We start from the raw sequence: 26250 nt of genomic DNA on the forward strand, positions 1-26250 counted from the left end.
AAAAAGGAAGCCGCCCATGGGCGGCTACTTGCGGTTTATTTCCTGCATAGCCGCGTCCTCAAGGACGCGGATCTGGTCTTCCAGCTCGTCGCATCGCTCGGCAGACAAGCCAAGCCGGTCAAGCCTGCGATAAAGGACGCCATAGTCCAGGCCGGTCACGCCGGCAAAGCTGACGCGCCACTGGGTACGCAGCGAGGCGAATATCTCGAACGCCTGCTGGTTCTCGGGCCATATTTCGACTGGCGGCGCCTCTACGTCTTCGGCCGTGAGCCCGAACGCCTCCAGTTCCTTCGCATTTGGCGTCCGGCGGTAGAGCGCCGCCCCCAGCGCGATCAGTTTCCCAGGCGCGCCTTGACGATTTCATCCATGTACGCGGTGAAGATGGCGCGGGCCGCACCGACGTAGTTCTCGACCAGCTGGCCCACGTTGTCCTTGTCGAACGGTTCTTCCAGTTCCCAGCCGCTGGCGATAGCAAGCACCAGGTCGGTGTCATCCATGTCCTTGGCGCGTTCCAGGAACTCGGTGAATTCCTCCTTGCCGCGGTGCTTGAAGGTGAATTCCACATCCGCGAACGCGCCGCCCGGAATGGGCATCGGCACCTTGTGCTTAAAGGTCGGGTTGGGAACGAGGGTGAACTTGATCTTTGCCATGAGAGATTCCGAGAAATGGAGAATTGGGAGAAAAGGGCCGCCCGTCAAAGGGCGGCCCGTTGGCTGCCGCTTGGCCAGCCGTGGAAATTACGCGGCGTAGCGAACAGGCCGCGACAGCAGCGAGAACGTGGCCTGCACGCCCATCACTTCGCCCTTGTTCATGGTCGGCGTCTCGTTGAACGACACATAGCCGTTGTAGAGCAGCACCGAACCGTTGGGGAATGCGACGCGCAGCGCGCGCACTTCGCGCAGTTCGGCGGCGGCCTGGAGCGCCTTGTAGCCGGGCAGCGTCGGATCATCGGCGATGGTGATCGCCAGCGACTGCGCGCTCGCCTGCGTCGGGATCTGGGACTCGAAGTCGTTTTCCATGAAACTGAAAGTGGCGAACTGCATTTCCCCGCCCGACGTGGTCGTTTCCAGGACCTGCGTGATCTGGGTAAACGCGGTGATCTCGCGGATGGAACCGCCGCCGGTGCCGGCCGGGAACTGGATCGGCGAGAGGGTGTTCATCCCCTCCAGAGCGAACGTGCCGGCGGCGGCGTCTGCGACGCGCACGATGCGCTCGTTCAGCCTTTGCCAGCCGGACTTCAGTTCGACCAAGGCGCCGTTGGCCAGGCCATGGGCCGCGCTGGAGGCGACGGCGGGATTGGCGTTGGTAATCGCCGTGATGGTTTTCGAATTGGCGTACCCCGTCGCAAGCGACAGGATGACACCGTTCGGCAGAGAAACGGCCATGTCTAGGCTCCTTGCAATGAACGAAAAAATGCCCGCATTTGCGGGCTGTAGGTTTTGCCCAAAGAGGGCGGACGACGAAAATGGATAAGACGGCCTGCTATGGCTCGACGATCTGGCTTTCCAGTTCAAGGGCGACCGTCACGCCAGCTAGGTCGGTGGCGCTGCCAACCGAGAGGGAACGGCTTGAGGCACGGGCAACGAAGAAATGCGCGCCCACTCGCGGCAGCGTGATGCGGTAGCTGTAGGGTCTATCCAGACCCGCAGCCTGCCGCAGCATGGCTTGTCCTGGGTCGACCAGGCGCAGAAGCTCCAATTGCAGCGTCTGGGGCGCCCGCGCCACCCGGCGCTGGAACGGGGCGGCGCTTCCCAGGGCATGGAAGGCGGCAGTCTGGTACTGAAGCACAAGCGAGCCAGCGACCCGGACGCCGCGAATGGGTGTGAACGCCAGCGAATCAAACGCGCCTGGCCCCACGACTCGCGGAACATCGGCACATAGCGCAACGCTCGCGCCGGCGATAACAATGGGAGTGGTCATGGTGAGTACCAGATGCTGAAGTCCTGCATGGCGCCCTTGAAGCCGGTTTCCTGGTCCCGCAGAGATACTGGCGCCCCTTGAGGCAATCCGAAGTACGGCGAGCCGCACAACGCGGTCTGCACCTCGGCGATAAGCTCCGACGCCTGCGCCCTACCCTTCGCCCATACGGTGATCTGCATGCGGGCGTTCTGCTTGTCCGGCAGCGCGCCATCCATGAACACCGTGGATGCGCCCCCGACCTGCTGGAACGTGGCAAAAGGCATCGGCGTATCGCCTGAGGCCGTGTCGGGATATACCCGTCCTTCGAAGATCGGCACCAACGCCTGGAGCATCAACGATTCAACCATTCTGAATCTCCCGTACCTTCTCGGCCAGCCGCCGACGGCCGGCCTGCGCGGCAGCCTTGAGCTTCGCATCTACGGAAGACCGCAGGTAAGACTGGGCGGGGACGAACACAGGCACCTTGAGCGGCTTGTTCTTCAGCGTGATCCATCCACCATCGTCCAACTGAACCACGGCATGGCGTCGCCAGTGCCCATATTCGACCAGCCACCAATGAGGCGCCTTCGTGACGTTGACGCCCACCAGGTAGGTTTTCCGATCCGGCGTCGACCGCTTGTCGTCGAACCAGCGATAAATGGCGGACTGGAGTTTGCCGAGACGATGCGGCACGCGCAGCCGGATTTCGTCATATAGGACGAGGGCCATTGCATGCGCGGCTGGGCGCAATGCCTCTTCCTTGATTCGGTCAAAGAAGGCGCCCACCTGGGCCTCTATGTCTCCCTCCATGGTGAAAGAAACCGAGTTTGCGCGAAAGAGCTTGGCTTTCCTCATGGCATCACCTCGCGTCCGGTCAGCTTTCGACACACCAGATCCGTGTGCTCGCGCCGCTCTTCGTCCGGCAACACAGCATCAACTTCGTACACGTCATCCCCGTGGCGGACTCGCATTCCTGCCACTACCGAACGACGATACGGGATGCGGATACTTGCCTTAGTAATCTCCTGCTCCGCTCCTGCCTTGATCGCGGTAATTCCTGACACGTACTTGATCGAGGCCCACGCCTTGCCAGCCTCCCGCCAAGTATCCGCAAGGTCATTGGCGGCGTCCCTATCGCCCGTGCGCTCCAGAATTTCGACGCGCCGATTGCGCTTTCCTGCCTTGAACATAGCCAACTCCTTAGTCGGGCCACCAGCGATACGGATCCGCAAGCTCGTCAAAGCCCTGCGGAATGTTCGCCAGAGACAGATCGGACGTGGCCTCTCGGTTGGGGTTCCAGTGCCCAATCAACAGCAGCAAGGCCAGCTCGATATCGGCATCTAGCAAAACTGCATTTGACGGGGCCGGATCCGGTAGATCCTCCGCCTTCCGGAAAAGCTTGCGTCCCGTCTTGTGTTCGAAGCGACGAACCGCCGCCCCCAGGAAACGCAGCAGCACCGAATCGTCCGCGTCCTCCGGGTCGATGTTTAGGTGGCTGCGGATATCGGACAATTCCAGCATTTGGCTACGCGGGCCGGTTACCCGGCCCGCCCCTCGATTAGCCGCCCGAGCCCGGCTTGCCTTGCAGCGCCTTGATCGCCGCGGTGTCTTGCAGCACGCACCCGAAGCGATGGAAGGCCAGGAAGCCGGTCTGGTCGTACTCGGCGTAACGCTCCACCAGGCGCTTGAGGACCATGTAGCGCACACGGCGCAAGATGAACTGATCGAAGTCGCCAGCGAACATGAACTTCGCGCCCGCCGCAACCGCCGGGATGGCCTGGTCGATGACGTATTGGTACTTCAGCAGCCGCGCCGGGGCGCCGGCGTCCAGTCCCGGGATCCACAGCGGGCGGCCGTTGCCGTCTTCCATTTCTTCCAGGATTTGCAGCGTGGCGTCGTTGAAGGCCAGGCGGAACTTCGGCGCGTTGCGATAGGCGGGATCGATGGAGTGGATGAGACCGTTCACTTCCTTCCAGGTGAAGGTGCTGGCCGAGGCGGTCTGCTTGCCCACGGCTGCGGATGCGGCCAGGCCCTTGGGTTGCGCGGGCGAGCCGGTGCCCGTACCCATTACGATCAGACGGGACTCGGCGCGACCGATACGCGAACCGACACGCCCGGCCAGGAAGTTCTCCATGTCGATGCCGGTGTCGGCCAGCAGCTCGTTGGAGATGCGAATGACCTTGGAGGTCAGCTTGTGCGCGCCCAGGGCGTCCATGCCGAATTCCACGTCCTTTTCGCCCGCATCGGTGTTCTCGCCGATCAGTTCCCCTTCGTCCTCGGTGCCATTGCTGGTGGGCCACTCGATGGGGCCACCGCCGTCCGTGGTCAGGATCTGCGCGACGCTGGCGATGCCGCCGTACTGCTTCATCGACTCGACCACCTTCGCCCAGAAGGTCGTCGGCACGGTATAGCCGCCCTTTTCAGCCGGGGACACGCCTTGCGCTCGGACTTCCGCGAGCAGCTTGCGTTCTTCGGGTGTCAGGTCGCCGGCGCCGTGACGCAGGAACTTCACGAACGCCTGGGAACGCTGTTCCTCGGGGCTCTTCTTGTCGGCAGCAGTGGCGGCAGCGGCGGCCAGCGCGGTCGCGTTGTCGTCAACGAAGCGCTGCTCGTCGGCGCGCAGTTCTTCTTCGCGCCCGATCTGCTCGTCCAGCTTCTTGAGGTCGGCCTTCATGGCGTCCCACTTCGTGCGCTGCTCGTCGCCCCAGGTGTTCTCGCCCTGGGCATCGTGGTAGGTGCGCATTTCGCTGGCGACTTGCGCACGCTTTTTCTTCAGTTCAGCAAGGGTCATCGTTGACTCCGTTCAGATTGACATAAGTTCAAGGAAGCGTTCGCGTGCGCGACGCTCATTAACAGCCTTGGCCGCCAGTTCCTGGATGCCTTCGGCTTTCTTCTTCCAGCTGTCCAGCGAGCGCTGGGCAGCATGGCTATCGCCATAAGCCGGATACGTCACCGGCGAGACGTCGCGCAGTTCGGCCAGCTTGTGGATGGTTCGCACCACGAATTCGCCCTCGCGGCGCCATTCGTCACCGTCCGCCGCGACGCGGAACCCGAAACTCGATCCAGTCACGTCGCCACGCTTGAGCGGGGTCAGCACCAGATCGCGGACCATCTGCGTATCGGGCGGGTCGATCGTGTAGGCCAAGCCGCGCGAGTCGATTTCAAGGCGCAGCGTGTTGCTGCGGGTTCGCCCGAGGACAAAATTGGGATCGTGGTTAAACAGTGCCCGCACGTCGTCACCCAGCACGTCGTCGAACGCGCCCGGCGCGATTTCCTCAACGAAGGAACCGAACAGCAACGCGCTGCGAGTGTTGAATACCGCCGCGTAGCCCGTGATCTGCGGGCGTTCCGCCTCGCCTTCGACGGACATGCGCAGCTCGCACGGCTGGTTGCCCAGCGTGCGCATTTCAAGGTCTTTCATGGCTTTTCCCTATTGGCTATTGGCCGGCGCCTTGCCTACTTCGGCCGCCGGCTTTGCGTTGACGCTGACCAGCATTTCAGACAACCCGTCACGCGGGCTGAAGTCTTCCAAGGTGCGCACTTCGTTGCGGTCCATCCAGCCATCGGTGATGGCGTAGTGATAGAACTCGGCCCGTTCCTTGGGGGTGCCGCGCAGCAGGCCCGCCAAGTTGAGCTTCACGTAGTAGCCGGCGCGCCGCTCTGCCGCGGTGAACAGCTTGCAGTTAAGTTCCTGCTCCCAGTTCACTGCCCAGGGCATCATCGAGTACCGCACAAAGCGGATGCTCTGCTCGGTAATGTTCGAATTGGTGGCGCGCTCCAGGTCGTTAATCATGTCCGCGGGGACGTTGTAGATGGCCGCAATTTCCGTGCGGTTCATCTTGCGCGTCTCCAGGAACTGGGCCGCCTCGGGGGGGATGGTCAGCGCGCGGTAGTCCAGATCCGCAGGCAGCAGGAGTGTTTTGTTCTCGGACTGGATGAGGCGCGCAACCGCCTTGTTCCAGAAGTCCCGCAGCCGGTTCCAGGAATCGGTTTTCAGGTCTCCCTTGACCGTCAAAATGCCAGTTGGGCGGCCGCCTCCCTCGAAAAACTCCCGGCCGTAGCGCTGTGCGGCCAGACCAAGGCCCAGCATCTCCGCGTGCTGCTGGATAATTCCCTTACCCAGCCGCCCGGTCGAGCCCAAGGCGCGGACATGCACCATATCGTCCGGATGCACGGCCAGGGGCGTGCCGTCTTCGTCCTGCGTGCTGTAGATCCAGCGGCCGGCCGGCTTGATCAGTGTTGTGGTCCATGGCGTACAAAACTCCAGGCTGCGCAATTCCCCCGATCGACTACGAACGATGCGGGTGTAGCCGTTGCCCCAGCCCAGCACATGGTGCTGCTTGGTCTCGCGCCACTTGTAGCTGGTCTGAAAGTCGTTGGGTTTGGCGTGGATGAGGTCGAATGCGGGATGGTCCGTGGCCAGACTGATGTTTTCACCCTGCTTGCGCAGCACAGCCGCCGGCAACTGCGCCACATTGCTCGATAGCACATAGTGACAGGCGTACACCGCCGACAGGCTCAAAGCGGCCTCGGGCGTCACCGAGATACGCTTACCCTCGCCGTGCAGGTACTCTTGCAGGTTCTGGCCCGTCAAGGGTACAGAAGGGCTCTCGATGCTGCGGCCTTCAAATAGGGACGAGAGGATCATCCGCGCCTCCCAGCCGCTGCCCGCAAGGCAAATGCCAGCAGTAACGCGCCGCCCACGATCAGCGACGGCCCGGTGCCATATTGGACGTACACCCCGGCCGCCAAACAGCCCAGCCCAGCAACGCCGGCTGCGTCAATCAGCAGATTTTTCATTTCACATCACCAGAATGTCGTCGTCGGTCAAGTGGTCCAGTACGGACCCGTTACGCTCAGCGAGCATTGCCCGACCGATTGCCATGATCAGCGCCACAGCGCCGTCGATCTTGTTGTCGTTGCCCTGTTTGATGGGTCGGACCACGTCGTCATTGCCCGGCAGGTGCTTGCCGATGACGTTGCTGATACACCAGGTCATGATCGGATTGCCGTCGTGATGGAATCGGCCCGACTGAATCGCGGCCTCTAGTTCCTTCATCGGATCACTCATGTTGGTGTAGTTCTGCACCACCGTAATGGGCGTTAAGCCCTCGTCATCCAAGTGGTGCGACAGATTCGTCGCCCCACTCGGGTCGATGGGAGATTCCAAAACTGGGTTTAGGCGGTTTGCGTCCTCGGCCTCGGCAAGAATCTCCCGATAGTCAATTTCTGCCCCTTCGGATGTGTGAAGATGCCCCGTATTCACCCACTTCTGGAAGCGCTCCGCCATGCGCTTGTTATCGGTGTCGTTCACCGTGTCCTCTGGCACCCAGAACCGTGGCGCGACACAGTAGTAATGGCGCCTTCCATCAACATCGCGGTAGAAAACGCGCGCCATGCTGTTCATATCCAGCTTTCGGGCCAGATCGAACGCCAGAATGCAGCTTTGCCCCTCAAATTGCTCCAGCGTGAGGGTTTCGTCCTTGCATGCTTCCCACTGCTGGAGGTTGAAATAGCCCGCCTTGGCGGTCACCCAGAGGTTGAGGTGCTTTGTTTTGAAGGTGTTGGTAAAGCGCGCCTGCTTGATCGCGCGTTGCTGCTGGCTGATAAGGTAATCAGCGTAGACCGACACCCCCATATTGGGGTTCGCCTTCGCCAAGACCTTGGGGTCCGTCCAGTCGTCCCCCTCGTCCAGCGTCCAGATCCACCCGAAAAGCTCATCGTTGGGCACCAGGCCCTCAAGCATCTCGATCACTTCGCGGCGCTTGTCGTAGCATGGGCCCTCGATGTTCGCACCGGCCGTGGTGATGATGAACATCAGCGGGTGGCGGCGGGCGCCCATGCCGGTAAGCATGGTTTCATACAGGGCGGCGCTATCGTGTTCGTGGTACTCGTCGACGATTGAGCAGGAAGGCGACGCGCCGTCGCCCGGATTGCCGATGATCGGCTCAAATCGGCTGCCGTCTTCCGGCCTGGCGAGCGCCTGGGCGTTTACTTCAATGCCCATATGCTCGACGAGCATAGGCGAGCGCTGCACCATCAAGCGCGCGGGCCGGAACACCTCCCACGCCTGCTTTTCGGTGGTCGCGCCCGAGTACACCTCGGCGCCGAACTCGTCATCGGCCACGAACATCGAGATTCCGACACCCGCGGCGATTACGCTTTTACCGTTCTTGCGCGGCACCTCCCAGTACGACTCGCGAAAGCGGCGCAAACCTCCTTTTTTCTTCACCCACCCGAACGTCACGCCCAGGCCGAACTTCTGCCACGGCTCCAGCGTCACAAGCTGACGCTTGAACGCCCATTCCCCCTTGGTATGGGGCATTAGTTCGATGAGATTTAGCTTTTTTTCGGCCTCTGCGGCATTGAATCGGTACGGATACTTGGCCGACTTACTCGCGGCCAGGTCATCAAGGTGACGTTGGCAGGCCAGGACAACGTAGCGGCAGGCCGGAACCTTGCCTTTCACTACGTCCTTTGCGAACTTCAGCGCCTGCGCCACCCGTGGGTACTGGGGCGCGGCCATCTATCAGCCTCCGCCCAGCAGCGCGGCGAAGGGATTCCCCTTGCCGGCCTTCTTCGGCCCTTGCAAACGCTGCCGGCTGGACGGGTCGAGCCCGAGAAATGCGCCATAGGTCGCCATCTGCTTCAACGCTTCATTGGCAACAGTTGCCGCGGGGTTCTTCAGCGGTCCTCCCTGCGAGCCGGCCACCACGATTCCATTCTTCTGGATGTCCTCTTCAGCCCGGCGGAACCGCCCATAGGCTGCGCAATAGGCTTCCAGGTTTTGGATATCGGTGGCCTGCAGGATTTTCTCCCGGCACAACAGCGGCGCCAGGTGTTCCCACAGATCTCGCCCGTGTCCCTGCAACCATTCAGGCGCGAAGATGTTTGTTATCTCGCCATATGACGGCGCGTCATTATTTATCGCACGCTTTCCCGGATTGCCCGCCGCCAGCTTCTTTGCCGCCGGCTTCGGCTTGCGCCCGGAGCGCCCAGCAACTCCTGGCATGGCCTACTCCATTGATCAAAAAGTGCGCAAATTGCGCTATTCGCTAAATTTCATTTTTCGCGGGCGTAAAAAAAAGACGGAACGGGCGGTACTGGCGGCCTTCGGCCCAGAGATCGACCCTCCCCCCCTCCCATTAAGCCTCGACCAGCACCGCAGACCGCCGCAGCAGCCCGCCAGCCGACGATCCGGAACGCCCTAGAGTCACGACCACCGCTTCGCCCTTGCGCGCGCCCTGCCGCTTTCCTTGGCTGTCTTGCGCTTGTGACACTCCACGTTGATCGCACACAGGTTGTGTGGCTCGTCGGTGCCGCCCTCGGCCTTCGGTATTCGGTGATCCACTTCGGTGGCCGGCAACACGCGGCCGGTACGCCGGCATTCCTCGCATTGGCACAAGTAACGGTCACGCTTGAGGATCAGCACTCGAAGCCTGTCCCAGTCGGAGCCGTAGCCGCGCTGGTGCCTGTTGCCACGTTCGCGGTCAGGCCGCCACCCAATGGCCTCGCTCGCATGCTTGTCGCAGAAACCCGGATTGCGCACCAAGGCTGCGCACCCTCTGTGACGGCATGGGAAGGATGATCGGCGGGTCAATTTCTTAGGTGTCCAGTGGGGTATGTCCGCAGTCCAGCCGCAGGGCAGTCCCGGTAAAATGTCGTCAATCCCTGGCGTCCGCCGGGGTTAACCGCACTGGAGGTGAATCATGGCCAAGATCTTGGCCGCGATATTGGCCCCCGGTTTCAATCCCTTGAGAAAGCGCTAAGGGAGCCCACCATTGAACCAGCGGTCCTCTATGACGAAAGAGGCAAAAAATGGAAGCATGGGCCATCCGTGGGCATTTGATGCTCGCTCAGTCGCCATACAGGTCGTAAGACGCTGATCGGTGCCGCCGGCAGAGGGCGTATTGCTTCGTCGTTAGACGCCCAAAGCCACTGAAGCCCTGTGCATTGGCACAGGGCTTCTTTCGTCCAGAGAACCAAACAAAAAACCCGCCGGCTTTCGCTTGGCGGGTTTTGTGGGCGCACTTACTCAAATTGAGTAATTAGGGCGAAATTTAGCAGACAAAATTTAATCGCGCAAGAACTTCAGTCGCAAAGACCTTTCGCAATCAGGAGGTCCGCAGCGAATTCCGTTGCTATCGCCTCTACTCCCTTCTTGCCCTGGCCGCGCTCCCCGTCTTTCTGCTTGGTGGTGCGCGTGCCATACAGCCAGAGTTTGATCTTGCCGTTGTGGTTGGTGGCAGTGGCAGCACTCACGCCCGCACGGTCCGCTGCGTCCGACAGCTTCACGTCCTTGCCAAAGTACCGGGCCACGATGGCGTCGCGCAGGACACGGGGCGTAGGATGCGCCGACAACGCATCACAAGCAGCCGCGTCCGATATCTGGCGGATCGCGGCCAACCAATCGTGACGGTCCACGGTTCCCTGGCAGCACTTGCATCTATCCGTGCGAGGCGCAAAGCGCGCGACCAGAATCGCACGGTACAAGGCTGGCATCGGTTCCAGCGTCCGGAACACAAAGGCGGCCTGGCCTGCGCCATCGGTCCCGCCAAGGCCCTTGCCACCATCTGTCGGAGCCTGTGCCATACGGGCCATCATGGGCTTGTCATAGACCTGATCCGAATGGTTGAAGGCAAAGGTCAAAGCGGCGTGCGCGGTTGCGAACAGCCGGCTGGGCTTGACCTCGACCACCGGAGTGGAGGGCAAGCGAGAGAGGGTCAGGGCAGTCATCAGTAAATCTCCGGGGAATAAGGTACTTTCGGATTGAGGTAGCTCAGCAACACGTCGCGCGCTTCATCAAAGCTGCGGCAAACCTCGACGCGGTAGCCAGCGCGGCGAAGAAACGCAATCCAGTCCTTCTGGAGTGGGCTTACGCGGCCATTCTGAGTTTTCATTTCGATCCACAGTCCATGGCAGCCAAAGCGCGGCACCGGCAGGCACAGGTCCGGCACGCCGGGCTTAACGCCCTGCCCCTGCAATTTCGCGGCAACCGCCGCATGACGCTGGCCGCCATTGGGAACGTGGAATAGGCGGGCCAACTCCGGGTGCACCTTGACCTGGCGCTTGGCCCACGTAATCAACTGGGCCTGGATAACGTCTTCACTGATTGCGGGTTTGACTTTGACGCCGGTCTTGGTGGCGGCCAGTTGGTAGCGCGGCCAGCGGCTCATACTTGTGCCCCCTGGCCCTTCAATGCCAGTTCCATGTCATTCCCCTACAGGTTCACGCCGAAGTCAGCACGCAACCGCGCCCTCTGCTCTTCGGTCAGGTTGACGTGCTGCAACACGCGCAGCTTGAAATCGGGTGCCAACTCGCCGGGCTGCTGAGACAACCCAAGCGCATTGCCCTTCGACAAGATTCCGGACCACGAACGCAACCAGTCCAGCGAATCGACCGCTGACGCGCCCCCGGCCGCGTTTGCCTCGGCCTTAGCCTTGTCCATCCACGACGCCCGGAATCCAGCCCAGGAGTTCTCGGCTGAGATGCGAACGGCCTCGGCCACCGGCAGGCCCGCCTTCTCCGCCTCCAGAACAACCAGGTCCCAGGCGGTGCGCGTCAGCGGCTGCTTTTTGTCCTTGCGGACTTTCAGCCAGTCTTGGGCATGCTGACGTTCAACGCCTTCGGCAACCAGGTCCTTCACCCCCAGGGTGTCGCCCGACTTCAAGCCGCCCTCACTTTTGGTCGTGGACTTCTTCCCCAGGGTTTCCGACACATCGGGCGCACTCGCGCCCCCCTGACGGTTCCTTGATGGTTCTTCTTTGGGTTCTATGACGGTTCTGGGTGCGGCATTTGCGGGGGTGGGGTGCGGCTGCTGCGGGGGTGGGGGTGCAGCTGCTGCGGGGGTGGGGTGCGAATCCTGCGGGGGTGCGGAATCTGCGGGGGTGCGAATGCTGCGGGGGTGCATATCCTGCGGGGGTGCGAATTTCGCGGGGGTCACGGTATAGACCGTGGACCGCCCCGTCCGGCCCGAGGCTGTGATGGCGCCATGCTTGATCAGCCACTTAATGGCGTCCTGCACGGTGCGCTCGCCAGCGCAGGTTCGCATCACGATGTACGCAATCCACGGCCAGCACACGCCCTCGTCGTTCGCGTTGTCCGCCATGCTCATCAGCACAGCCTTCTGCACCGCAGTCTTGGTCTGGATCGGCCAGCAGGCCGACATAACGATGGTGCTCATAGGGTCGCTGCCCCTCCATACAAATGCTGATATCCAATCTCGGCCTCGATGGGCCACAGGCCAAGCACGATCAGCGACAGGCGCGTCCGCTCGAAACCTGCTTCCCACAACGCGACCTTCTCGTCGTAGGTCGCACCCGTGGTGTTCTGGTCGATATAGGCGTGGCATGCGACGCAGCCCCAGGCGGCGGCCCAGTCGTGCGCCTTCAGCCACCCGGCCTTGCCGTGCCGCGCCTGGTTGGAATGGCAAGCTACAGTCGTCTCCGTGCCCCCGATGCAAACGTCCGGGATCTGGAGCAGGCAGGGTTTGCCGCGGGCCAGATCCAGCAAGGCCCGGTTGCGGTACATGGTCTTGGTGGTCCGCGGCATGCTGCGGCGGACCGGCATGCGCTTGCCGCTGGACTTCAGGGCGGCGCCTTGGCGCATGGGCTTGCCACGCCTCATGGGCGTCTTCTGGCGCAGTGGAGTCTTGCGGCTCAACGACATTCCGCCGCCTCCGGCTGCCTCACGCGCCACCAGTGCGGAAACGTCCAGGCGTTCGAATGGCGTTTCACCAGGCCGGCGCGCACAGCGTCAAACAGGAACGATTCCACCGCGGCCACAGCCGCCTCTTCACGCGAGACGCGCAGCCACGGGCTTACCGCCACCAGTGCCGGCACCACCATGGCACGCAACGCGACCACGTCGACCTGGCGCCGCGTGTCGATGATGGCCTGCCGCACCGCCTGCACCGTCTCAAGCGGGACGCGGTAGCCCTTGAACATGTGAAGGCAGTTACGCATCGAGACCGCTCCAACGACGGAACGGCTTGCGAATGACAGCGTGGAACATGTCGGCGGCCAGGGCGTGGTGGTCCAGCTGGGAGCGGCTGGTGACGCCGCACATGTCGCGCACGTATTGCGCAGCGTGCTGCTCACGGCTCACGCCCAGAGGGGCGGCGCCGATGCGAGTTTCCACCCAGTCCTGGAATGGATCGCTCTGGCACCACATGGCTGCCAGCCGAGACAGCGCCGCCCCCTTGCCAGCCGCAGGCGCGCGCACTGCGCGCACCGGGCGCCCCGAATCTCCACGCGTCAGCATCCCGCCCTCGCCTTGTCGTCTGCCGCTCGCTGGACGTTGCGCATCAGGCGCTGGGCTTTCTCCACGATCTTGCGGCATTCGGTCACGATGGCCGAGGCGTCAGCGGCGCAGATGGCGCCATCGGCCAACGCCTCGATGGCCACAGCCGACAACTCGCCGTTGAGGTGCGACATTTCCATGACCTTCTGGCGGGCGGCATCCACCTCGTTCGCGTGCTGCGGCGCCGGCGGCAAGATGTTGGCGGCCACGCCGTGGCGCAGCGCCAGGGCCAGAAGCCAATCCCGGGCGTAGTCCGCCCCACCCTGCTTCTCCAGCATCCACTCGGTGGCGAGTTCGAACAGGTCCAGGGACATGGATTGGCCCTTCACCTTGCGCAGCTTCTGGCGCAGGGTTTCTGCGTGCATCGACACGCCGCGGCGGTTCGTCATGAACGCGGCGAGTTCTTCCACGCCCCCGGGCGTCTTCTGAACGCTGATGTACAGCGCGTCATGCGGGTCAATCTGGGTATAACGATGGGTCATCAGGTCTTACCTTGAAATCCGGGTGCGATCAGGGTTTCGGGGTAATGCCCCCTACCCTACGATGTGCGACATGAAGAACAAACTTCAAACGTCCAGCGGCCCAATCTGGACCTTGTCGCTTTGCTTGGCCGGCAACACCGGCTGCGGTGCCGGCTGGGCCGGCGTCGCCGCGCTATTCATGCGCTCCCTCCTGAATATGGGCGGTCGGCCCCTTAGAATGGCTGCTCTCACACAAGACATTCGCCCCAAGGCGGAGGGGGCCGACCATGAAAAGAGATATGGACTTGATTCGTCGAATCGCTTTGGAAACAGCGGATCTGCCGTATGGCCATTCGCTCCACGCCCTCGACGGAGTCAGCAAAGAGGCTTTTGGCCAGCATGTCGTTTGGATGCAAGAAGCCGGGCTCGTCAAAGCTGCGGTGCAGGAGTACATGAGCAACGATCCGCCAACAGCCCGAGTGTTGAGACTCACCTGGGATGGGTGCGAATTCGCAGACGCCGTGCGCAGCGACACGCTGTGGAAGAAGGCCAAAGACACCGTCATAAAGCCGGCCTCATCCTTTACCTTCGGCGTGATACGAGACTTCCTTCGCCAGGAGATCCTCCAAGGCTTGCCTACCCTGCGGGGACTGAGCTAGCAGGTCATGAAGATCGCACCCGGCGGCCAATAACGCCCTTTGCTCAGCGGTGCGCATCGCAAAGCGACCAGACTCTTTGGGGAGTGCATCGGTCATCGCGGCAAGACTGCGACCGAAACGCGGCATGCCGCCCTGCTCCATCCAGTGAGCCGCCAAACACAGGAGCGCTGTCATCAGCGCCCCCTGATCCCCTAACGCGATCTTGCTCGCTGTGTCAGGCCCCATCCCTACCAGGCCGAAGTGGGAGCTATGCATGAGTTCCCTCAACTCGATCAGCTTCATCATCAGAGTCATTGGCCAACTCGAAGTCTGATGCCACTCGGGGATCAGCTCTCCCATAGATCTCTTCGTAACTCACTGCTTGCCCCAAAGACGCAGCAAATCGAATAAGGCGGACAGCCACCGCCGGCGAAACCGTTTGCCCCTTCTCATAGTGAGAGATGTTTCCCTGGGTCACGTCGATAGCCCGAGCCAACGCGGTTTGCGTCAGCCCTAAGTTCCGTCGAATTCTGAGAAATCTGTTCATCCCAGGAATATTAGTCGGACTGCTTATATTTTTCAACAGTCCGACTAATTGCTGATAATTAGTAGTCCTAATATCGTTAGCCGATGCCCGCCCTTCCCCTCACCCCCGCACAACGTCAAGACGCTCAACGGCTCAAGGCGCGATACGACCTTTGGAAGACTGCCCGCAAAACCGAGGGGGAGATGGCATCCCAAGAAGTGCTGGCCGGCATGTTGGGCTTCAGCAGCCAAAGCTCCGTTAGTCAATACTTGAACGGCAAGATCCCGCTCAATGTGCACGCGTTGGTCAAATTTGCGGATCTATTCGGTTGTGACGTCAGCGACATCAGCCCAGACTTGGCGCGTGATCTGAGGAAGTTAACAGCGCCTGCCCAGTCCGACTCGCCCCCATTAGTGGACAGTGAACTGGCGACGCGCCTCGTTGCGATCCGCCGTGTGATCTTCAAAGTTTCGGCGGGCCTGGCTGGCTTCTCTGTGGAATTTCCGGACAATGGAGATGGGCTACCCCTATACCTACAGCGCGCATGGCTTGAGAAGAAGCATATAGATCCTTCCTCCCTCTATGCATGCCGGGTTTCTGGCGCAAGCATGCAACCACGCATTGACGACGGGGATGTGATCCTCATCAACGCGGGCAACGTTCGGCGCCAAGAAGGCGCGGTGTATGCCGTGAATCATCACGGCGAATTCTCTGTCAAGCGGCTTCACCAAGACCGGAAACAGTGGTGGCTTGTGTCGGACAATCCGGACCAAGTAGCTTATCCGCCCGAGCAATGCGATGACGGCACCTACTTGCTCGGCCGCGTCGTCTATCGATTTAGCGATCAGATCTGAAGGATGGTGTGAAACAGGATCGGCGCGGCCTGCACGTAACTCAATATGTACGCGACTTCAAATTGTATCGAGACTCATAAGGGGCGATATGGCGAAGAACGAATCCGAAGTGCACGGCGCGACTCTCGCGCACATCTATGGGGTGACGAGCATCCTCTGCGGAGTGATCGGGCTTTTACTCTCGCTGAGAGACTGGAGCAGCGTGCATCAGTGGCTGCTAGTAGCGAGCGGCTGGCTAGTCGCCTCATTTTTGGCCTGGTTTCTCGTTCGCAGCTCGGACAAGCTCACAAACATCATTGAGAAGCACGACACGCGTACTTCGGAAGCAGCGCTCCAAATCGGCCAACTGGAAGAGCGCGTAACGGATCTCCAAAAGGAGATCGATCGTCGTCACGCCACGTTGGACTACCTGAGTTCGCTGTTAATAACCGGCACAGCGATTCCAAGACGCTCCCGCAACCAAGAAGACTCCCACACGGAGGATGCATGATGTCAGTCAACTTCGAGGATTACCTCTATTACCCGGCGCTGCGCACGAGAGGCGCCGAGCTGCGAGGCTTGGCGATGCTCGATGAGGCCCGCAAGGCGCAGATCATTCCGCTTATCACCCTTGGAAAGTGGCCTAAGAGCGACGATTTCGCGCGATCCTTAGAGAAGGCCCAAGAGGCCATGAGCAACAACGCGTTTTTCCTCGACTTGCCCGACGATCCCCGCCACCACAGCGCAACCAGCCTTTCCCTTGCCGACCCCAGCAGCAATTTTGCAGCTTGGCGAGAGTTCACCGCACCGCACGAGAACATCATCCCGGTGGTACAGACCTCCCAAGGGAATAGGCGTCAGATCGTCCAACAGGCAATGGCGCTTGAACAAGCACATGGAAGCCTCGGGTTTCGAATTCGCGACTTCCAAAGGGACACCCCGTTGGTGATAGCGGCACTCAGCGCGTTAGACAATGTCCACAACGCGCTCGTTTTCGTCGACGCACAGTACATCCGTTCGGCAGTCCCCGCATACATCGCTGCGGTGACTGCTGCGATAAATGCAGTACGCACGGAGGTTCCCGAAACCCTCATTTCCGTACTTTCTACGAGCTTTCCGTCAGCGCGGACTCAGTTCTTCGACCCCTCCCGAGAACGTGGCACCATCCCGATCTTAGACCGCGAATTACACGAAAGTGTCGGCGGCAACAATGTTGCGATCTACGGCGACTACGGCTCGATTCACGCTGTTATTTACGACGACCAGCCGATCATGAAATGGTCTCCAACCATCGACTATGCGTTGGAATATGATTGGGTCTTTGAGCGACGCCCCGGGGTTCAGAACAATAGCTTGGGCTACCAGCATGCAGCGCAGGCGCTATTGAATCGCTTCCCTCATATCGAAAACTCCGAGGTCTGGGGAGACGAAAAGATCCGCGAAGCCGCGCAGGGAAATCCTCACGGCAGCGCTCCTCAGAGCTGGATATCAGTCCGGGTCAATCTTCATCTGGCGAAGCAGATCGACTTCTCCTATCAGTCGGCTGAAGAAGAAGACGACTTCGATCTGTAGCGACTACCGAGTGGTTTTCAGGCGGGGGATAGCCGTCATCGCCCCCCCCGCCGCCGCAGCGAGCCGTAGATACTCCTGCACGCGTAATCGATGCAATTCCACCGGGTCTGCTGCGACCCGACGCGCTGCTTTTGCCTGTCGAATCCGCGATGCTCTTTGCGGGGACTTCAAGTATCTGAGCGCGGCATTTCGAACCTCTGCTATGGGCAAAGCCACCGCAGCATCCAGCAAATGTTCCCGCCGTCGGCCGCTTGGTTTCACACCGAACTTCGTAAGCAGTTCAGTTAGGACCTTCACGGGCAGATAGCTCAGCCAAGCCTCTAGGCTTAATGGAGCGCAGGGCGCGGCTTCACGCAATGTCTCAAACCCCGTCTCTCTCGCTTCCCAGACCCCGACCGACTCGGCTGCGATCTTCAACACAGCCGCAGTATGCCGGGCCGCGCAAACAACCGTCACTCGTTCAAAGTGCTGCAAGTAGGTTGCGATCTGCCCGGGAAGACGGTCCAGTTTATCCCGCTCTCCCTTAATCTCAAAGGCCGAGAGATGACCGTTCACCAACACCACATCAGCCCGACGCGCGAATTGAGCCACACAAAGTTCACTTAACAAGCGGGCACGCGTCCCCTCCTCGGCAGCGCGGAGGTGCTGAGTGAGGAGACGTTTGATTTGCTTTTCTCCTAGGGCAGCTACCATGATCAGTCGTGCAAACGCATAGAGGGCGGCTGCAATTGTAGCCAATGCAGAGGGCCGGGCGGTGGGCCCGTAACAACTTGTCTATGACAACCGAAAAATCAGTCCGACTATTGACCAATAATAGCAGTCCGACTAATATTTAAAGACGGCCGGTTCTCCGGCTGGCTCTTTAACAACCGAGGCCGCCCGCCCCCGAGAGGGAGGATGGGCGAAACGGGATCACCCAGGCTTACAGCCTGGCTCCTGTGTGCTTGGCGTGAAGTCCAGCCAGGCAACGCCCAGCCGGGCGTGGCGACGATAACCCCGGCAATCGCTCAATCTTCACGCGCTTGGATTTGGCCAACACACCCATTGCAGGCGCGGGTTCACCATGCGTTGGCGCCTTTTAGATCCTTCTCGCAGACTTCCGTCACCTCCCAAGCTATGGCCTGAAACCGCACCGTTCCTGCATCCGTTTGATTTGGATGGAGACCATAGCTCTTAGCCACAAAGCTAGCTGGGATATTGCTTACTTCGCGCCAATCTCGTATCGCCTCTGAGAATGCTGCCATGTGAGTTGGACGTTCGCGGTCAAAGGTAATGCGCGTCTCAGTGAGATTAGCTCTCAAGCCAATGTTCTTTTTTGAAGACTTTGTGAAGGGCGGCAAATCAAGCACTGAGGTGAGCTTGGTCGCGCTTCCTGCGAGCAAGAAGATGCAGCGGGCGGCCGGATTCTGTCGTTTAACCAGCACCAGTCTGATCAAGTCTTGCGAAATGCTCTCTGATTTGCAGTGTGCCGAATCAGCCCACTTCGACTCGACCGCGACCTGAACTGTGTTCACGACTTCATTTTCTTTGCGTAAGCAGAGGGCATAGTCCAACCGGCGCAAATTCCCTAGAGCCGTGTGTCGCACCTCCGCGTGTGCCCTAGCCCCTTCGACCTCGATGGGAAACGAACTTAGAACGTTCCCAACCGCAGCTTTAAGCGTCGATTCGGAAAACAAGCCTCCTCGATAGCAAGCGAACTCGAAGTGGAGCCAACTTCCCACTGCCTCGGATATGCGTCGAGCATCAGTAATCGCCACTTCTATCACCCAACGGGAAAAGCACTGAGTATAGGTCCGGAAGCCCTGAGGCGCGCCCTGTGCACGAAACGCACCCGCTGCCCGCAAGCCCCGACTCAACCACTACGGAGCAATGCCATGCTCGATTTCCTCATCCGATTCATCGAAGAACTGATCGACGTTGCCAACTTCGGCCGCGACGTAAGCAAGTAGCACCGCAAGCCATGCCCAGCACGTCGGGGCGGCGCCGGGAAGCCGGCCAGCGTGGATTTCGGCCAGCGCTGCGGGTCAGCACTTACCGAAGCCGGCCAATGCTCAGGGACGGCCCATTGCCCCTACGGAGACGGGGACTCATCCGTCGACAATTGCCATATTGAGCTACGGGCTCGGCGAAGCTCGACGGAATATTTCTCGCACAACGAACGGACAGAAGCCTCGTCAAGCTCCTGATCTGTAGAGGAAATCGAACCGCCGCAGGTCAGGAACAGGTACAGCGCAACCAGCTCTTCCAACCTCGATGACTCGGACTGCACGGTGAATATTGCGCCATCTGCCTGGCTACCCTGTATCTCCACGCAGGGATCCTCGCTCTCACGATCTTTCACGTAGAGGTAGGTCCACGAGCGGCTGCTCACGGGGAACGAATCACCGTCGGTATCAACATCCCGCCCAGGGCCGTAAAGCAAGTCCAGAAAACACCTGAAGTCGGGTCGATCCCTGACAACGGTCACTGTGTACATGCGTTCCTCACGATCTAGCTTGTTTGCCCGCTTAGTGTGGAAAGTGGGCAGTCATCATCGCCAGCGAATGTCATCGCCAATTGAGTAACAGCGCTCTACGGTGCCCCGACCTCCACTCATAGCTGTGCCAGTGCGCCATTCTTTCATTCTCAACAGCCCGGCTCATGCCCCGGGTGCGGGGTATCGGCAGCCCCTCATACGGAGACTAGGCCTCACGCCGAGGCGGCTTTGGCATGTTCTTAAGGCGATGAACAATTCGGCCAATGAAGGCACGCTGACCTTCGTATGAAATCACAGATTTATACGTGCAAAGGCCATAAAAGAACACGCCCGCGCAAACCCAGAGAAGGTAGGTTAGTGGTATTGCCACTCGTCCCACCCCGCCGGCGCCATATGTGGCTATACCGCACCAAATCGACTGGTCCTCTTTCCAAGCAGAGCAACTCGCCAGCGTGAACTCGGCCCAAGAAATCGGATAGTCAAACATCCAATCAGCAGTCACACACAAACCGATGGCGAGCAAAATCGCAACGCCCATCACGAAAAAGCCAAGTTTTTGGCCTGCATTCATTTTCGTCACGCCCATGGATCTAGACGCATTATGTTACATCAACCGCCCGACGGGTTTCGTCGATCCTCGGCAAGAACATAGGACTTCATATGCTCGCTGCTCTCATCCGCTTTCTGGAAGAACTGATTGATATCGCCAACTTCGGAAATCACGTAACTAAGGGACGTTGATAGCGCTGCGCTAGAGCATCGGACAGAGGCTGACCATCCTTACGAACGATGATAGAGGATGTTCGCCAACACGCCGGCTAGGATCACTTGGTGTGTAGGCTCCATATCGTCGTAGTGGAGTTGCTTATGCTGAATCGCAGCCCTTATCCGACCAGCTGCGGCCGTGACTAAATCGGCCTCGCGATCAAACTTGAACCCACCGCGTTCGAGCAAGGACAGATAGCTATTTTTGCTTAGCTGCGCGCCATCTTTATCAACCCAGACCCTATCCATTTTCCGCACCTTCCACGCAGTATGGTCCCGAACGTATTCAGCCAATCGATCCTCCGAATCGTGATATCGCTTAGGCGGCTCTATGGTCGCAAGTTCGTCTACTAGATCATTGAAAAGGGCTACACAGCTACCTTCCTCCGCCACATACCGTCCGGTACTCCGATCTATGAATGGATCCCAATTCGGCCAAACGTGAGACAAAGGACGAAACACGTCATGCTCCAAAAGATCGCTAGGCTCAAGAAACACAAGGACTGGGTTCATAGAAGTAGCTCTACGTGAAGAAAATCGGCGTTAAGTCTAGGAAGATTAACCGAATGAGCCCCCCTTTCTTTTGGGCTTCTTAGGCTGCGCCCTCCGAAGCCAGCCCACCACTGCCCACACCGCGCAAATCCCCATGCCCTCAACTATCCCCGCCATCTGGCGGGGCCTGGCCCTGCTCGCCCTGGTGGCGGTGGCCCTGGTCCCCATCGGCAACTACTTCATCCGCCGCTATGTCGCGGCCGCCCCCTGGAGCGCCACCCAATGAACACCATCAGCGCAAGCGCGCCCCCGGCCTGCATCCGCCCCTTGACACTCATCAGCAGGGCAGTTCGCAAGCTGGCCGATTTCATCGCCCCCAGCGACCACGTAGGAAGAGGATACTGGGACAACAACAGCCGCATCCCAATCCTCGCGTGGTTCGGCGCCGTAGCGTTCGCCTTCATCTTCCTCGTCGTGCTGCCCTGGCTGGGGCGTGGCGCAGGGTTCTGACCATGAACGGCATCGACTTCATAGTGCGTGACCATGCCCCCTCCCCCGCTACTTTTAGAGCTTGTCGAAGTTGACGCGCCGCAAAGACGTCCGTGTCCACTTGGCCAGTTCGACGCGTGCAGAGGAAACCACCGCTAAAGCAACTTTAATGTGGCTGGCCCATCTTTTAACAAGACGCATTCGGTCTGCTGGCGAGGTAAAGCGGTTATGCATCGCATCGCGCCACAGCACAACGCTTGCCCTCGTATGGCTCAACCGCGCCAACCCTGCGGCAATGTCGTCGGCACATTTATCGGGTAGAGCTTCGATCAATAGCAATTGCTCCAGCGCAACGCCGAGGTCAATGCTCCGAAGCTGATTAGTCAACTCGTGGAACGTTTCCGGCTCGATGTCGATTGAGGCATAAGTCTGCAGGCCTGAAAGCACAAATTCGATCTCGTCCTCAATCATTCGAAGGCGAGGTTCCAACGCAGCCGCGGCCAACGCCGCCAAACGATGGTTGCGATCTTGCTGATCGCGTTGCACTCGCTCTTGCTTCTCTTTTTCCCGATTCGCTGAATGGCGAGCCTGCCAGAGCGCTACGCCAACCGCGGCAATAGTCGCACCAACAGTTCCAATAGCCGTCATCACATCCAGGATTCTGACGTTCGCCAGAGCTTCAGGTCGATCGCGCCAAATCCATCCAAGCGCAAACCCGGCTATGAGCATCGCTATTGCGACGGATAGCCAGAAAGCCGTTTGACGCCAGTCTTCAGAGAAAACTTCCCTCACCCCGAATTTCCGCATAGATACCTCGCATCAGCCGCAATTTGGCGAGGCGATCGTACCTCACCCCCAACGGAGTGTCAGCATGACCAATCCCCCCGCATCGTTCAAATCCATGATCAACGCCGGCACGCTCAAACGCGCCGATGCGATGAAAGCCCGCTACAGGGATATCCATGTAAAACCCGATTTCAACCTGCGGGATCGGGACAGCTTCTACGAGACGGCTGTCGAAGAACTCACCGGCTACATCATGAGCGGCGGCCAGCTTCCCGCGCTGGAGGTGGCCCCGCTCCCCGATGGGTCCGGCGTCGAACTGATCGACGGCCACCGCCGGCACGACGGATACGGCCGAGCCATCGCGCGCGGCTTCCCTATTGAATGGGTTCCCATCGTCGCGTTCCAAGGGAACGAAATCGACCGGCAGGCGCGGATCTTCACCAGCAACAAGAATGCCCCGCTGCGCCCTCTGGAGGCCGCTCGCGGCTTCAAGCGCTTCCGCGGCGCCGGCCTGGACAGCGCCGAAATCGCCGCCATCGTCCATTGCAGCCGCACCCATGTCGAAAACTACCTTGTCCTGGCTGATGCCGAACGGGATGTGCAAGAGCTTGTCCGCTCCAGCCAAGTGGCCGCAGACGTGGCAATCGAAGCGGTGCGAAAGCTGGGTGCCAAGGCTGGCGAGTACCTGGCCGGCAAGGTCGACCAGGCGAAGGCCGCCGGCAAGGCCAAGGTGACTGCAAGCACCATCCACGGCCGCGCCCTACCCCGCAAGGTCGTCTCCCCGCTCATCAGCGGCGTGGACGCCTTCATCCAACGCCTGGACGCCAACCAGCGCGCAACCCTCCTGGATATCAAGGAAGGCCGCGTTGCAGACGAAACCATCACCATCCCCGCCGCCGCCCTGGTCGATCTATTCCAGGCACACAGCGCCGTCGAAGCCATCCGAGCCAAGCAAGCCGAAAAACAACGCCGCGCCGCCGACTCCGCTGCCCCCCCGTCGCAGATCTTCATACCTGAAGATCAGCCGCGCGAATAGTCAAACAAGCCCGCTCCGAAAACGCTACCGCAGGCTAGATGCGCACCCAGTCGGCCAGGTCATAGGGGATATCCAAATCCCCCGTGTCTGTTCCGTCGGGCAACGACGGAACATGCCCCCCGGATAAGTCGTCCGCGGCGGCTTCCGCCGAATGGTAACTCCCATACGACTCACCGTCGTGCCATATAACCCACCGGCTTCCGTCGGTCAAAAGATGAAAGACTCCTTTCTCTGTCTCGTATGCATATCCCCGCATAACCACCTCCCAATTTTTCTGCGCAATTCGCGCTAGCCAGCGCGGAAGTTGATTGATGGAAAACACAACATCACATAGGGCTATTGGCACCGATCAGTTTATGGGAAGCAAATCGCCATATCCCCATAACACTGATCCAACGACTGTCAACAAGATTGACAGGCGGTTCAACCACCTGAAATCGCCTGCGAAAGCATGATAGATCGCAACTAGTTCCTGGTTACCAAACACTCCTCCCGAGGGCAACAAGTGGTCGGCGGCTTTGTTGGCTAGAACCTGGGCAAGCAGCGCAAGCGATACCGTTACCGCCGCACTCCTCTGCAGCCAAGCAGCTACCGGGATGCCATCCGGCTTCCAAAGCCATCCGAGTGCAGAAAACACCGGGGCGGCAATCGCTATGAGTAACAACAGCCAACTGCCACGCAAGTACCGCCTCACCCGTTCCCGCGACCAGTTCGATGACATATGCCTCTCCCATGACGGCGAAATGTTATCGCACCGCCTCCACGTCCATCATGAAAGAGAATCGACGAATCGCCACCCTGACAGCTCCGCTGGATCGGCATGCCACGCCCCAGGCCAGAGCCGCGCCGGCGCGCATCAGTTTTCCCTCACACCTGCGCCTGATGTGGCGTGGCGGTGAGGTACGGGCCTGGCTGAATCGGCACCAGGGCATCACGCCCCCGCAAACGACCGCCAACGACAGCTTGGAACGCTACCAGCAGAGGAAGGCTGAGCAAGCCCTGGCCTGCGCGCCCTGCACCTGCCCCAGCGGTGACGGCTCCCTGCGCCATCCGTGCCCGGCACATCCTCAGACCAACGAGGGACGAGCGTGAGTGCCATTTACCTACTCGCCCTGCCGGCGGCCATCGCTGTCGGCGCCGTCGCCGGCCTGGTGCTGTCTCCGCATCGCACCAAGCGCCCAGGCGGCTATCGCTAAACGCTCACCCCAATCTACTGACCACATGAACGGCGTCCACTGAAAAGCGGCCGCCGTTCTCTGTTGGAGAAACGAAACATGGAGCTTCGAATTGAGCCTGTGTACGTCGACCTGCCCACGGCGGCGTCTATCACCACCCTCGCGGAATCGACCATTCAAAGCATGGTCACCAAGGGAGAATTCCCCGCCCCCCGCGAGTTGTCCGGCCGGCGTGTCGGCTACCTCTACTCGGAAATCATGGACTGGGCGCTCAGCCGCCCCCGATCCGAACTGCTACCCCCGAAGAATACCGGGGCCCGCAAGAGTAAGATCGCCGAAGCCAGTTAGGCACGACCAGCGGCCAAGTCTTCCAGATACGTCGACAGGCGGCCGAGCCAATCGCGCCTTTCCTTGTCGTATGCGTGCCGGTTGTATACCCCCTCCACGCCAGGCAGCATATGCCCCAATATCACCTCGCCCACCTCACGCGGGCACCCCAGCGAGGCCAGAAACGTGCGCGACGTGCGCCGCAAGTCGTGAGGCGACCAGTGGGTTACGGTCAAGCGGACGCGCTTCCTGTGCGGCGCCGTTTCGCTATAGGGCTGGTGGTAGTAAACCCGCGTCTGCACTGACTTTTGCTCCCAGTGGCCGGATTTTCCGTAGGACGGGAACAAGTAGCCGTTCCCGTAAGCGGCTTTCCGACGCCTGACCACCTGCTCGGCGCGGCCAACCAGCGGGACGCGGAAATCCGTCGCCTCTGCCCGCTTCGCATTCTTCGTTTTTTCTTTTGACACGGTCCACCACAGACCGTCCGCCTCTTCCGAGACTTCCTCGGCCTCCATCGCACCGATTTCGGCCCCTCTGGCGCAAGTCCAGAGATATAGCGTCAAGAAATCCTCCACGTCGCGCGAAAAGTTGGGCAACCAAGGGATCAATTCCCCCGCCTCTGCCGGCGACAGCACGCGCTTCTTGACGCCACTCTTCTTGCCGTTAATCGCCTTCCCTTTCGATTTCAGCTTTCCCCGCAAAATCGCCCTCCACCAGTTCGGCACAGTTTCGGGCAGCTTGCCTGCGTCGTGGCAATAGTCCCAGGCCGCCCCCAGTTCGCGCCGCAGTATCTGGGCCTGCACTGGGATGTGGGCGAATGATTCGATCAGAGCGAAAGCGTCTGCCCGCGTGACGGACTCGGCGGGCATGTTGGCAAGCGGGCCCAACATCGTTCGGAAAGTTCGCGCGATCTCAACCTGCCCCTTCAGGCTCCGATGCTGCTTGATATGCCCGGCGTGGTACAGGTCGCAGGCGCCTTTCACCGTCAACGCCCCCCTTGCCTTCTCCTGGGCCGCCACTGCTGCCGCCTTGGCGGCCTGGCGCTGCTGCTTGGCTTCGACCACCACGTCGACGCCAGCCTCGCGCTGCTGGCGTAACTTTTCCCACTCAACAACAGCCGCAGCAATTGACATGGCCGGCCAGCGCCCCAGTTTCTTCTGGCGCATCTTGTCGTTCACCGGACTCTTGTATCTGTAGACCCAGGTTCTCGTGGTCGCGGTGGCCTCCAGGCGGAGCCCGGGGTAGCCATCAATGGTAAGGTGTCGGCCTGGTTCAAGCAGCTTGGCGGCGCGGGCGTCGAATTGCATAGGGCTGTGGGTTCTCTGGCGTAACTTTTGCGAGGATCCTATCCCAAGCGGCGTAACTTCTCAATTCGACCCCTTCAAAACCTACGCCAAACCGGCAAGTGTTGGCGGGTTTTGATGGGCGTTGCTGGGCCATATAGGCAACACGACTCACCCAACTTTCCCCGTGT

37 protein-coding genes are annotated in these 26250 nt (G+C 60.3%); 8 read left to right on the top strand and 29 right to left on the bottom strand.

Annotated features, from left to right (window positions below; all coding sequences use genetic code 11):
* Positions 1–24: 24 nt before the first annotated feature.
* The 22 genes from ABFG95_RS06015 to ABFG95_RS06120 form a co-directional block, all read right to left on the bottom strand.
* Complete coding sequence (locus ABFG95_RS06015; RefSeq protein ID WP_348996037.1) at positions 25–336, bottom strand: DUF1799 domain-containing protein; 312 nt, start codon at positions 334–336, stop codon at positions 25–27.
* A complete protein-coding gene (locus ABFG95_RS06020; RefSeq protein WP_068951791.1) occupies positions 333–650 on the bottom strand; it encodes a phage tail assembly chaperone in 318 nt (105 codons plus the stop codon). Before ABFG95_RS06020 ends, ABFG95_RS06015 begins: the two co-directional genes overlap by 4 nt.
* An 87-nt stretch (positions 651–737) precedes the next feature.
* Positions 738–1385, bottom strand: a complete 648-nt coding sequence (locus tag ABFG95_RS06025; protein WP_348995576.1) for a phage tail protein — start codon at positions 1383–1385, stop codon at positions 738–740.
* 97 nt (positions 1386–1482) lie between these two features.
* On the bottom strand, positions 1483–1920 hold the full coding sequence (locus ABFG95_RS06030) for a hypothetical protein (protein ID WP_348995577.1): 438 nt from the start codon (positions 1918–1920) through the stop codon (positions 1483–1485).
* Positions 1917–2267: a DUF3168 domain-containing protein gene (locus ABFG95_RS06035; RefSeq protein ID WP_348995578.1), complete on the bottom strand. Its 351-nt coding sequence runs from the start codon at positions 2265–2267 to the stop codon at positions 1917–1919. The genes ABFG95_RS06030 and ABFG95_RS06035 overlap by 4 nt, the downstream gene beginning before the upstream one ends.
* Positions 2260–2754 (bottom strand): HK97 gp10 family phage protein, encoded by a 495-nt coding sequence (locus ABFG95_RS06040; RefSeq protein ID WP_263899096.1) that lies wholly within the window; start codon positions 2752–2754, stop codon positions 2260–2262. The genes ABFG95_RS06035 and ABFG95_RS06040 overlap by 8 nt, the downstream gene beginning before the upstream one ends.
* Complete coding sequence (locus tag ABFG95_RS06045; protein ID WP_348995579.1) at positions 2751–3089, bottom strand: phage head closure protein; 339 nt, start codon at positions 3087–3089, stop codon at positions 2751–2753. Before ABFG95_RS06045 ends, ABFG95_RS06040 begins: the two co-directional genes overlap by 4 nt.
* Before the next feature lie 10 nt (positions 3090–3099).
* Positions 3100–3420 carry a head-tail connector protein gene (locus tag ABFG95_RS06050; RefSeq protein WP_144654678.1) on the bottom strand — a complete coding sequence of 107 codons (321 nt, stop codon included), beginning with the start codon at positions 3418–3420 and terminating at the stop codon, positions 3100–3102.
* Between the two features lie 37 nt (positions 3421–3457).
* Positions 3458–4690, bottom strand: coding sequence for a phage major capsid protein (locus tag ABFG95_RS06055; RefSeq protein ID WP_348995580.1), 1233 nt, complete (start codon positions 4688–4690; stop codon positions 3458–3460).
* Positions 4691–4702: 12 nt separating this feature from the next.
* Entirely contained in the window at positions 4703–5320 is a 618-nt protein-coding gene (locus ABFG95_RS06060) for an HK97 family phage prohead protease (protein WP_348995581.1), read from the bottom strand.
* A 9-nt stretch (positions 5321–5329) separates the two neighbouring features.
* Positions 5330–6547, bottom strand: a complete 1218-nt coding sequence (locus tag ABFG95_RS06065; RefSeq protein WP_047991480.1) for a phage portal protein — start codon at positions 6545–6547, stop codon at positions 5330–5332.
* A complete protein-coding gene (locus tag ABFG95_RS06070) occupies positions 6544–6699 on the bottom strand; it encodes a hypothetical protein (protein WP_162838313.1) in 156 nt (51 codons plus the stop codon). Before ABFG95_RS06070 ends, ABFG95_RS06065 begins: the two co-directional genes overlap by 4 nt.
* Position 6700: 1 nt before the next feature.
* Positions 6701–8425: a terminase large subunit gene (locus tag ABFG95_RS06075; protein ID WP_348995582.1), complete on the bottom strand. Its 1725-nt coding sequence runs from the start codon at positions 8423–8425 to the stop codon at positions 6701–6703.
* 3 nt (positions 8426–8428) lie between these two features.
* Positions 8429–8911, bottom strand: a complete 483-nt coding sequence (locus tag ABFG95_RS06080; RefSeq protein ID WP_313036713.1) for a phage terminase small subunit P27 family — start codon at positions 8909–8911, stop codon at positions 8429–8431.
* Between the two features lie 201 nt (positions 8912–9112).
* Positions 9113–9448 carry an HNH endonuclease signature motif containing protein gene (locus ABFG95_RS06085; protein WP_348996038.1) on the bottom strand — a complete coding sequence of 112 codons (336 nt, stop codon included), beginning with the start codon at positions 9446–9448 and terminating at the stop codon, positions 9113–9115.
* Positions 9449–9990: 542 nt separating this feature from the next.
* Complete coding sequence (locus ABFG95_RS06090) at positions 9991–10635, bottom strand: hypothetical protein (protein WP_348995583.1); 645 nt, start codon at positions 10633–10635, stop codon at positions 9991–9993.
* Positions 10635–11075, bottom strand: coding sequence for a VRR-NUC domain-containing protein (locus ABFG95_RS06095; protein WP_348995584.1), 441 nt, complete (start codon positions 11073–11075; stop codon positions 10635–10637). Before ABFG95_RS06095 ends, ABFG95_RS06090 begins: the two co-directional genes overlap by 1 nt.
* Positions 11076–11119: 44 nt before the next feature.
* Complete coding sequence (locus ABFG95_RS06100) at positions 11120–12082, bottom strand: helix-turn-helix domain-containing protein (RefSeq protein ID WP_348995585.1); 963 nt, start codon at positions 12080–12082, stop codon at positions 11120–11122.
* Positions 12079–12567 carry a nuclease domain-containing protein gene (locus ABFG95_RS06105; protein WP_348995586.1) on the bottom strand — a complete coding sequence of 163 codons (489 nt, stop codon included), beginning with the start codon at positions 12565–12567 and terminating at the stop codon, positions 12079–12081. The genes ABFG95_RS06100 and ABFG95_RS06105 overlap by 4 nt, the downstream gene beginning before the upstream one ends.
* Positions 12558–12863: a hypothetical protein gene (locus ABFG95_RS06110; RefSeq protein ID WP_348995587.1), complete on the bottom strand. Its 306-nt coding sequence runs from the start codon at positions 12861–12863 to the stop codon at positions 12558–12560. The genes ABFG95_RS06105 and ABFG95_RS06110 overlap by 10 nt, the downstream gene beginning before the upstream one ends.
* Positions 12856–13161, bottom strand: a complete 306-nt coding sequence (locus ABFG95_RS06115) for a hypothetical protein (protein ID WP_313036797.1) — start codon at positions 13159–13161, stop codon at positions 12856–12858. The genes ABFG95_RS06110 and ABFG95_RS06115 overlap by 8 nt, the downstream gene beginning before the upstream one ends.
* Positions 13155–13682 carry a phage regulatory CII family protein gene (locus tag ABFG95_RS06120; protein ID WP_348995588.1) on the bottom strand — a complete coding sequence of 176 codons (528 nt, stop codon included), beginning with the start codon at positions 13680–13682 and terminating at the stop codon, positions 13155–13157. The genes ABFG95_RS06115 and ABFG95_RS06120 overlap by 7 nt, the downstream gene beginning before the upstream one ends.
* Before the next feature lie 278 nt (positions 13683–13960).
* Here ABFG95_RS06120 and ABFG95_RS06125 point away from each other — a divergent pair, with 278 nt between their 5' ends.
* On the top strand, positions 13961–14320 hold the full coding sequence (locus ABFG95_RS06125; RefSeq protein WP_348995589.1) for a DUF2513 domain-containing protein: 360 nt from the start codon (positions 13961–13963) through the stop codon (positions 14318–14320).
* A 247-nt stretch (positions 14321–14567) separates the two neighbouring features.
* Here the strand turns inward: ABFG95_RS06125 and ABFG95_RS06130 are convergent, their stop codons facing one another.
* Positions 14568–14846 carry a helix-turn-helix domain-containing protein gene (locus tag ABFG95_RS06130; protein ID WP_348995590.1) on the bottom strand — a complete coding sequence of 93 codons (279 nt, stop codon included), beginning with the start codon at positions 14844–14846 and terminating at the stop codon, positions 14568–14570.
* Positions 14847–15028: 182 nt separating this feature from the next.
* Here ABFG95_RS06130 and ABFG95_RS06135 point away from each other — a divergent pair, with 182 nt between their 5' ends.
* From ABFG95_RS06135 to ABFG95_RS06145, 3 genes are all read left to right on the top strand, one after another.
* Complete coding sequence (locus tag ABFG95_RS06135; protein ID WP_269875849.1) at positions 15029–15679, top strand: XRE family transcriptional regulator; 651 nt, start codon at positions 15029–15031, stop codon at positions 15677–15679.
* 88 nt (positions 15680–15767) lie between these two features.
* Positions 15768–16169 (top strand): hypothetical protein, encoded by a 402-nt coding sequence (locus ABFG95_RS06140; protein WP_348995591.1) that lies wholly within the window; start codon positions 15768–15770, stop codon positions 16167–16169.
* Entirely contained in the window at positions 16166–17230 is a 1065-nt protein-coding gene (locus ABFG95_RS06145) for a beta family protein (protein WP_348995592.1), read from the top strand. Before ABFG95_RS06140 ends, ABFG95_RS06145 begins: the two co-directional genes overlap by 4 nt.
* A gap of 3 nt (positions 17231–17233) precedes the next feature.
* Here ABFG95_RS06145 and ABFG95_RS06150 read toward each other — a convergent pair whose 3' ends face one another.
* From ABFG95_RS06150 to ABFG95_RS06165, 4 genes are all read right to left on the bottom strand, one after another.
* Positions 17234–17923, bottom strand: coding sequence for a sce7726 family protein (locus ABFG95_RS06150; protein WP_348995593.1), 690 nt, complete (start codon positions 17921–17923; stop codon positions 17234–17236).
* A 365-nt stretch (positions 17924–18288) separates the two neighbouring features.
* The gene (locus ABFG95_RS06155) at positions 18289–18744 is read right to left on the bottom strand and encodes a hypothetical protein (protein WP_348995594.1); all 456 of its coding nucleotides are present in this window, start codon (positions 18742–18744) and stop codon (positions 18289–18291) included.
* Positions 18745–19911: 1167 nt separating this feature from the next.
* Positions 19912–20292, bottom strand: a complete 381-nt coding sequence (locus ABFG95_RS06160; protein WP_348995595.1) for a hypothetical protein — start codon at positions 20290–20292, stop codon at positions 19912–19914.
* Between the two features lie 194 nt (positions 20293–20486).
* Positions 20487–20765 (bottom strand): hypothetical protein, encoded by a 279-nt coding sequence (locus ABFG95_RS06165; RefSeq protein ID WP_348995596.1) that lies wholly within the window; start codon positions 20763–20765, stop codon positions 20487–20489.
* A gap of 352 nt (positions 20766–21117) precedes the next feature.
* On the opposite strand from ABFG95_RS06165, the gene ABFG95_RS06170 reads away from it, so the two are divergent.
* Positions 21118–21249 (top strand): hypothetical protein, encoded by a 132-nt coding sequence (locus ABFG95_RS06170; protein ID WP_348995597.1) that lies wholly within the window; start codon positions 21118–21120, stop codon positions 21247–21249.
* Positions 21246–21473: a hypothetical protein gene (locus ABFG95_RS06175; protein WP_348995598.1), complete on the top strand. Its 228-nt coding sequence runs from the start codon at positions 21246–21248 to the stop codon at positions 21471–21473. The genes ABFG95_RS06170 and ABFG95_RS06175 overlap by 4 nt, the downstream gene beginning before the upstream one ends.
* A gap of 54 nt (positions 21474–21527) precedes the next feature.
* Here ABFG95_RS06175 and ABFG95_RS06180 read toward each other — a convergent pair whose 3' ends face one another.
* Complete coding sequence (locus ABFG95_RS06180; RefSeq protein ID WP_348995599.1) at positions 21528–22244, bottom strand: hypothetical protein; 717 nt, start codon at positions 22242–22244, stop codon at positions 21528–21530.
* Positions 22245–22323: 79 nt separating this feature from the next.
* Between ABFG95_RS06180 and ABFG95_RS06185 the strand changes: the two genes are divergently transcribed.
* Together ABFG95_RS06185 and ABFG95_RS06190 are read left to right on the top strand one after the other, a co-directional pair.
* Entirely contained in the window at positions 22324–23274 is a 951-nt protein-coding gene (locus tag ABFG95_RS06185) for a hypothetical protein (RefSeq protein WP_348995600.1), read from the top strand.
* 1274 nt (positions 23275–24548) lie between these two features.
* The gene (locus tag ABFG95_RS06190) at positions 24549–24797 is read left to right on the top strand and encodes an AlpA family phage regulatory protein (protein WP_336724640.1); all 249 of its coding nucleotides are present in this window, start codon (positions 24549–24551) and stop codon (positions 24795–24797) included.
* Here ABFG95_RS06190 and ABFG95_RS06195 read toward each other — a convergent pair.
* Positions 24794–26083, bottom strand: a complete 1290-nt coding sequence (locus ABFG95_RS06195; protein WP_348995601.1) for an integrase family protein — start codon at positions 26081–26083, stop codon at positions 24794–24796. The two genes, ABFG95_RS06190 and ABFG95_RS06195, sit on opposite strands and share 4 nt — an antisense overlap.
* Between the last annotated feature and the right edge of the window lie 167 nt (positions 26084–26250).

This window comes from Achromobacter sp. HNDS-1, assembly GCF_040084795.1.
Taxonomy (GTDB): domain Bacteria; phylum Pseudomonadota; class Gammaproteobacteria; order Burkholderiales; family Burkholderiaceae_B; genus Achromobacter; species Achromobacter ruhlandii.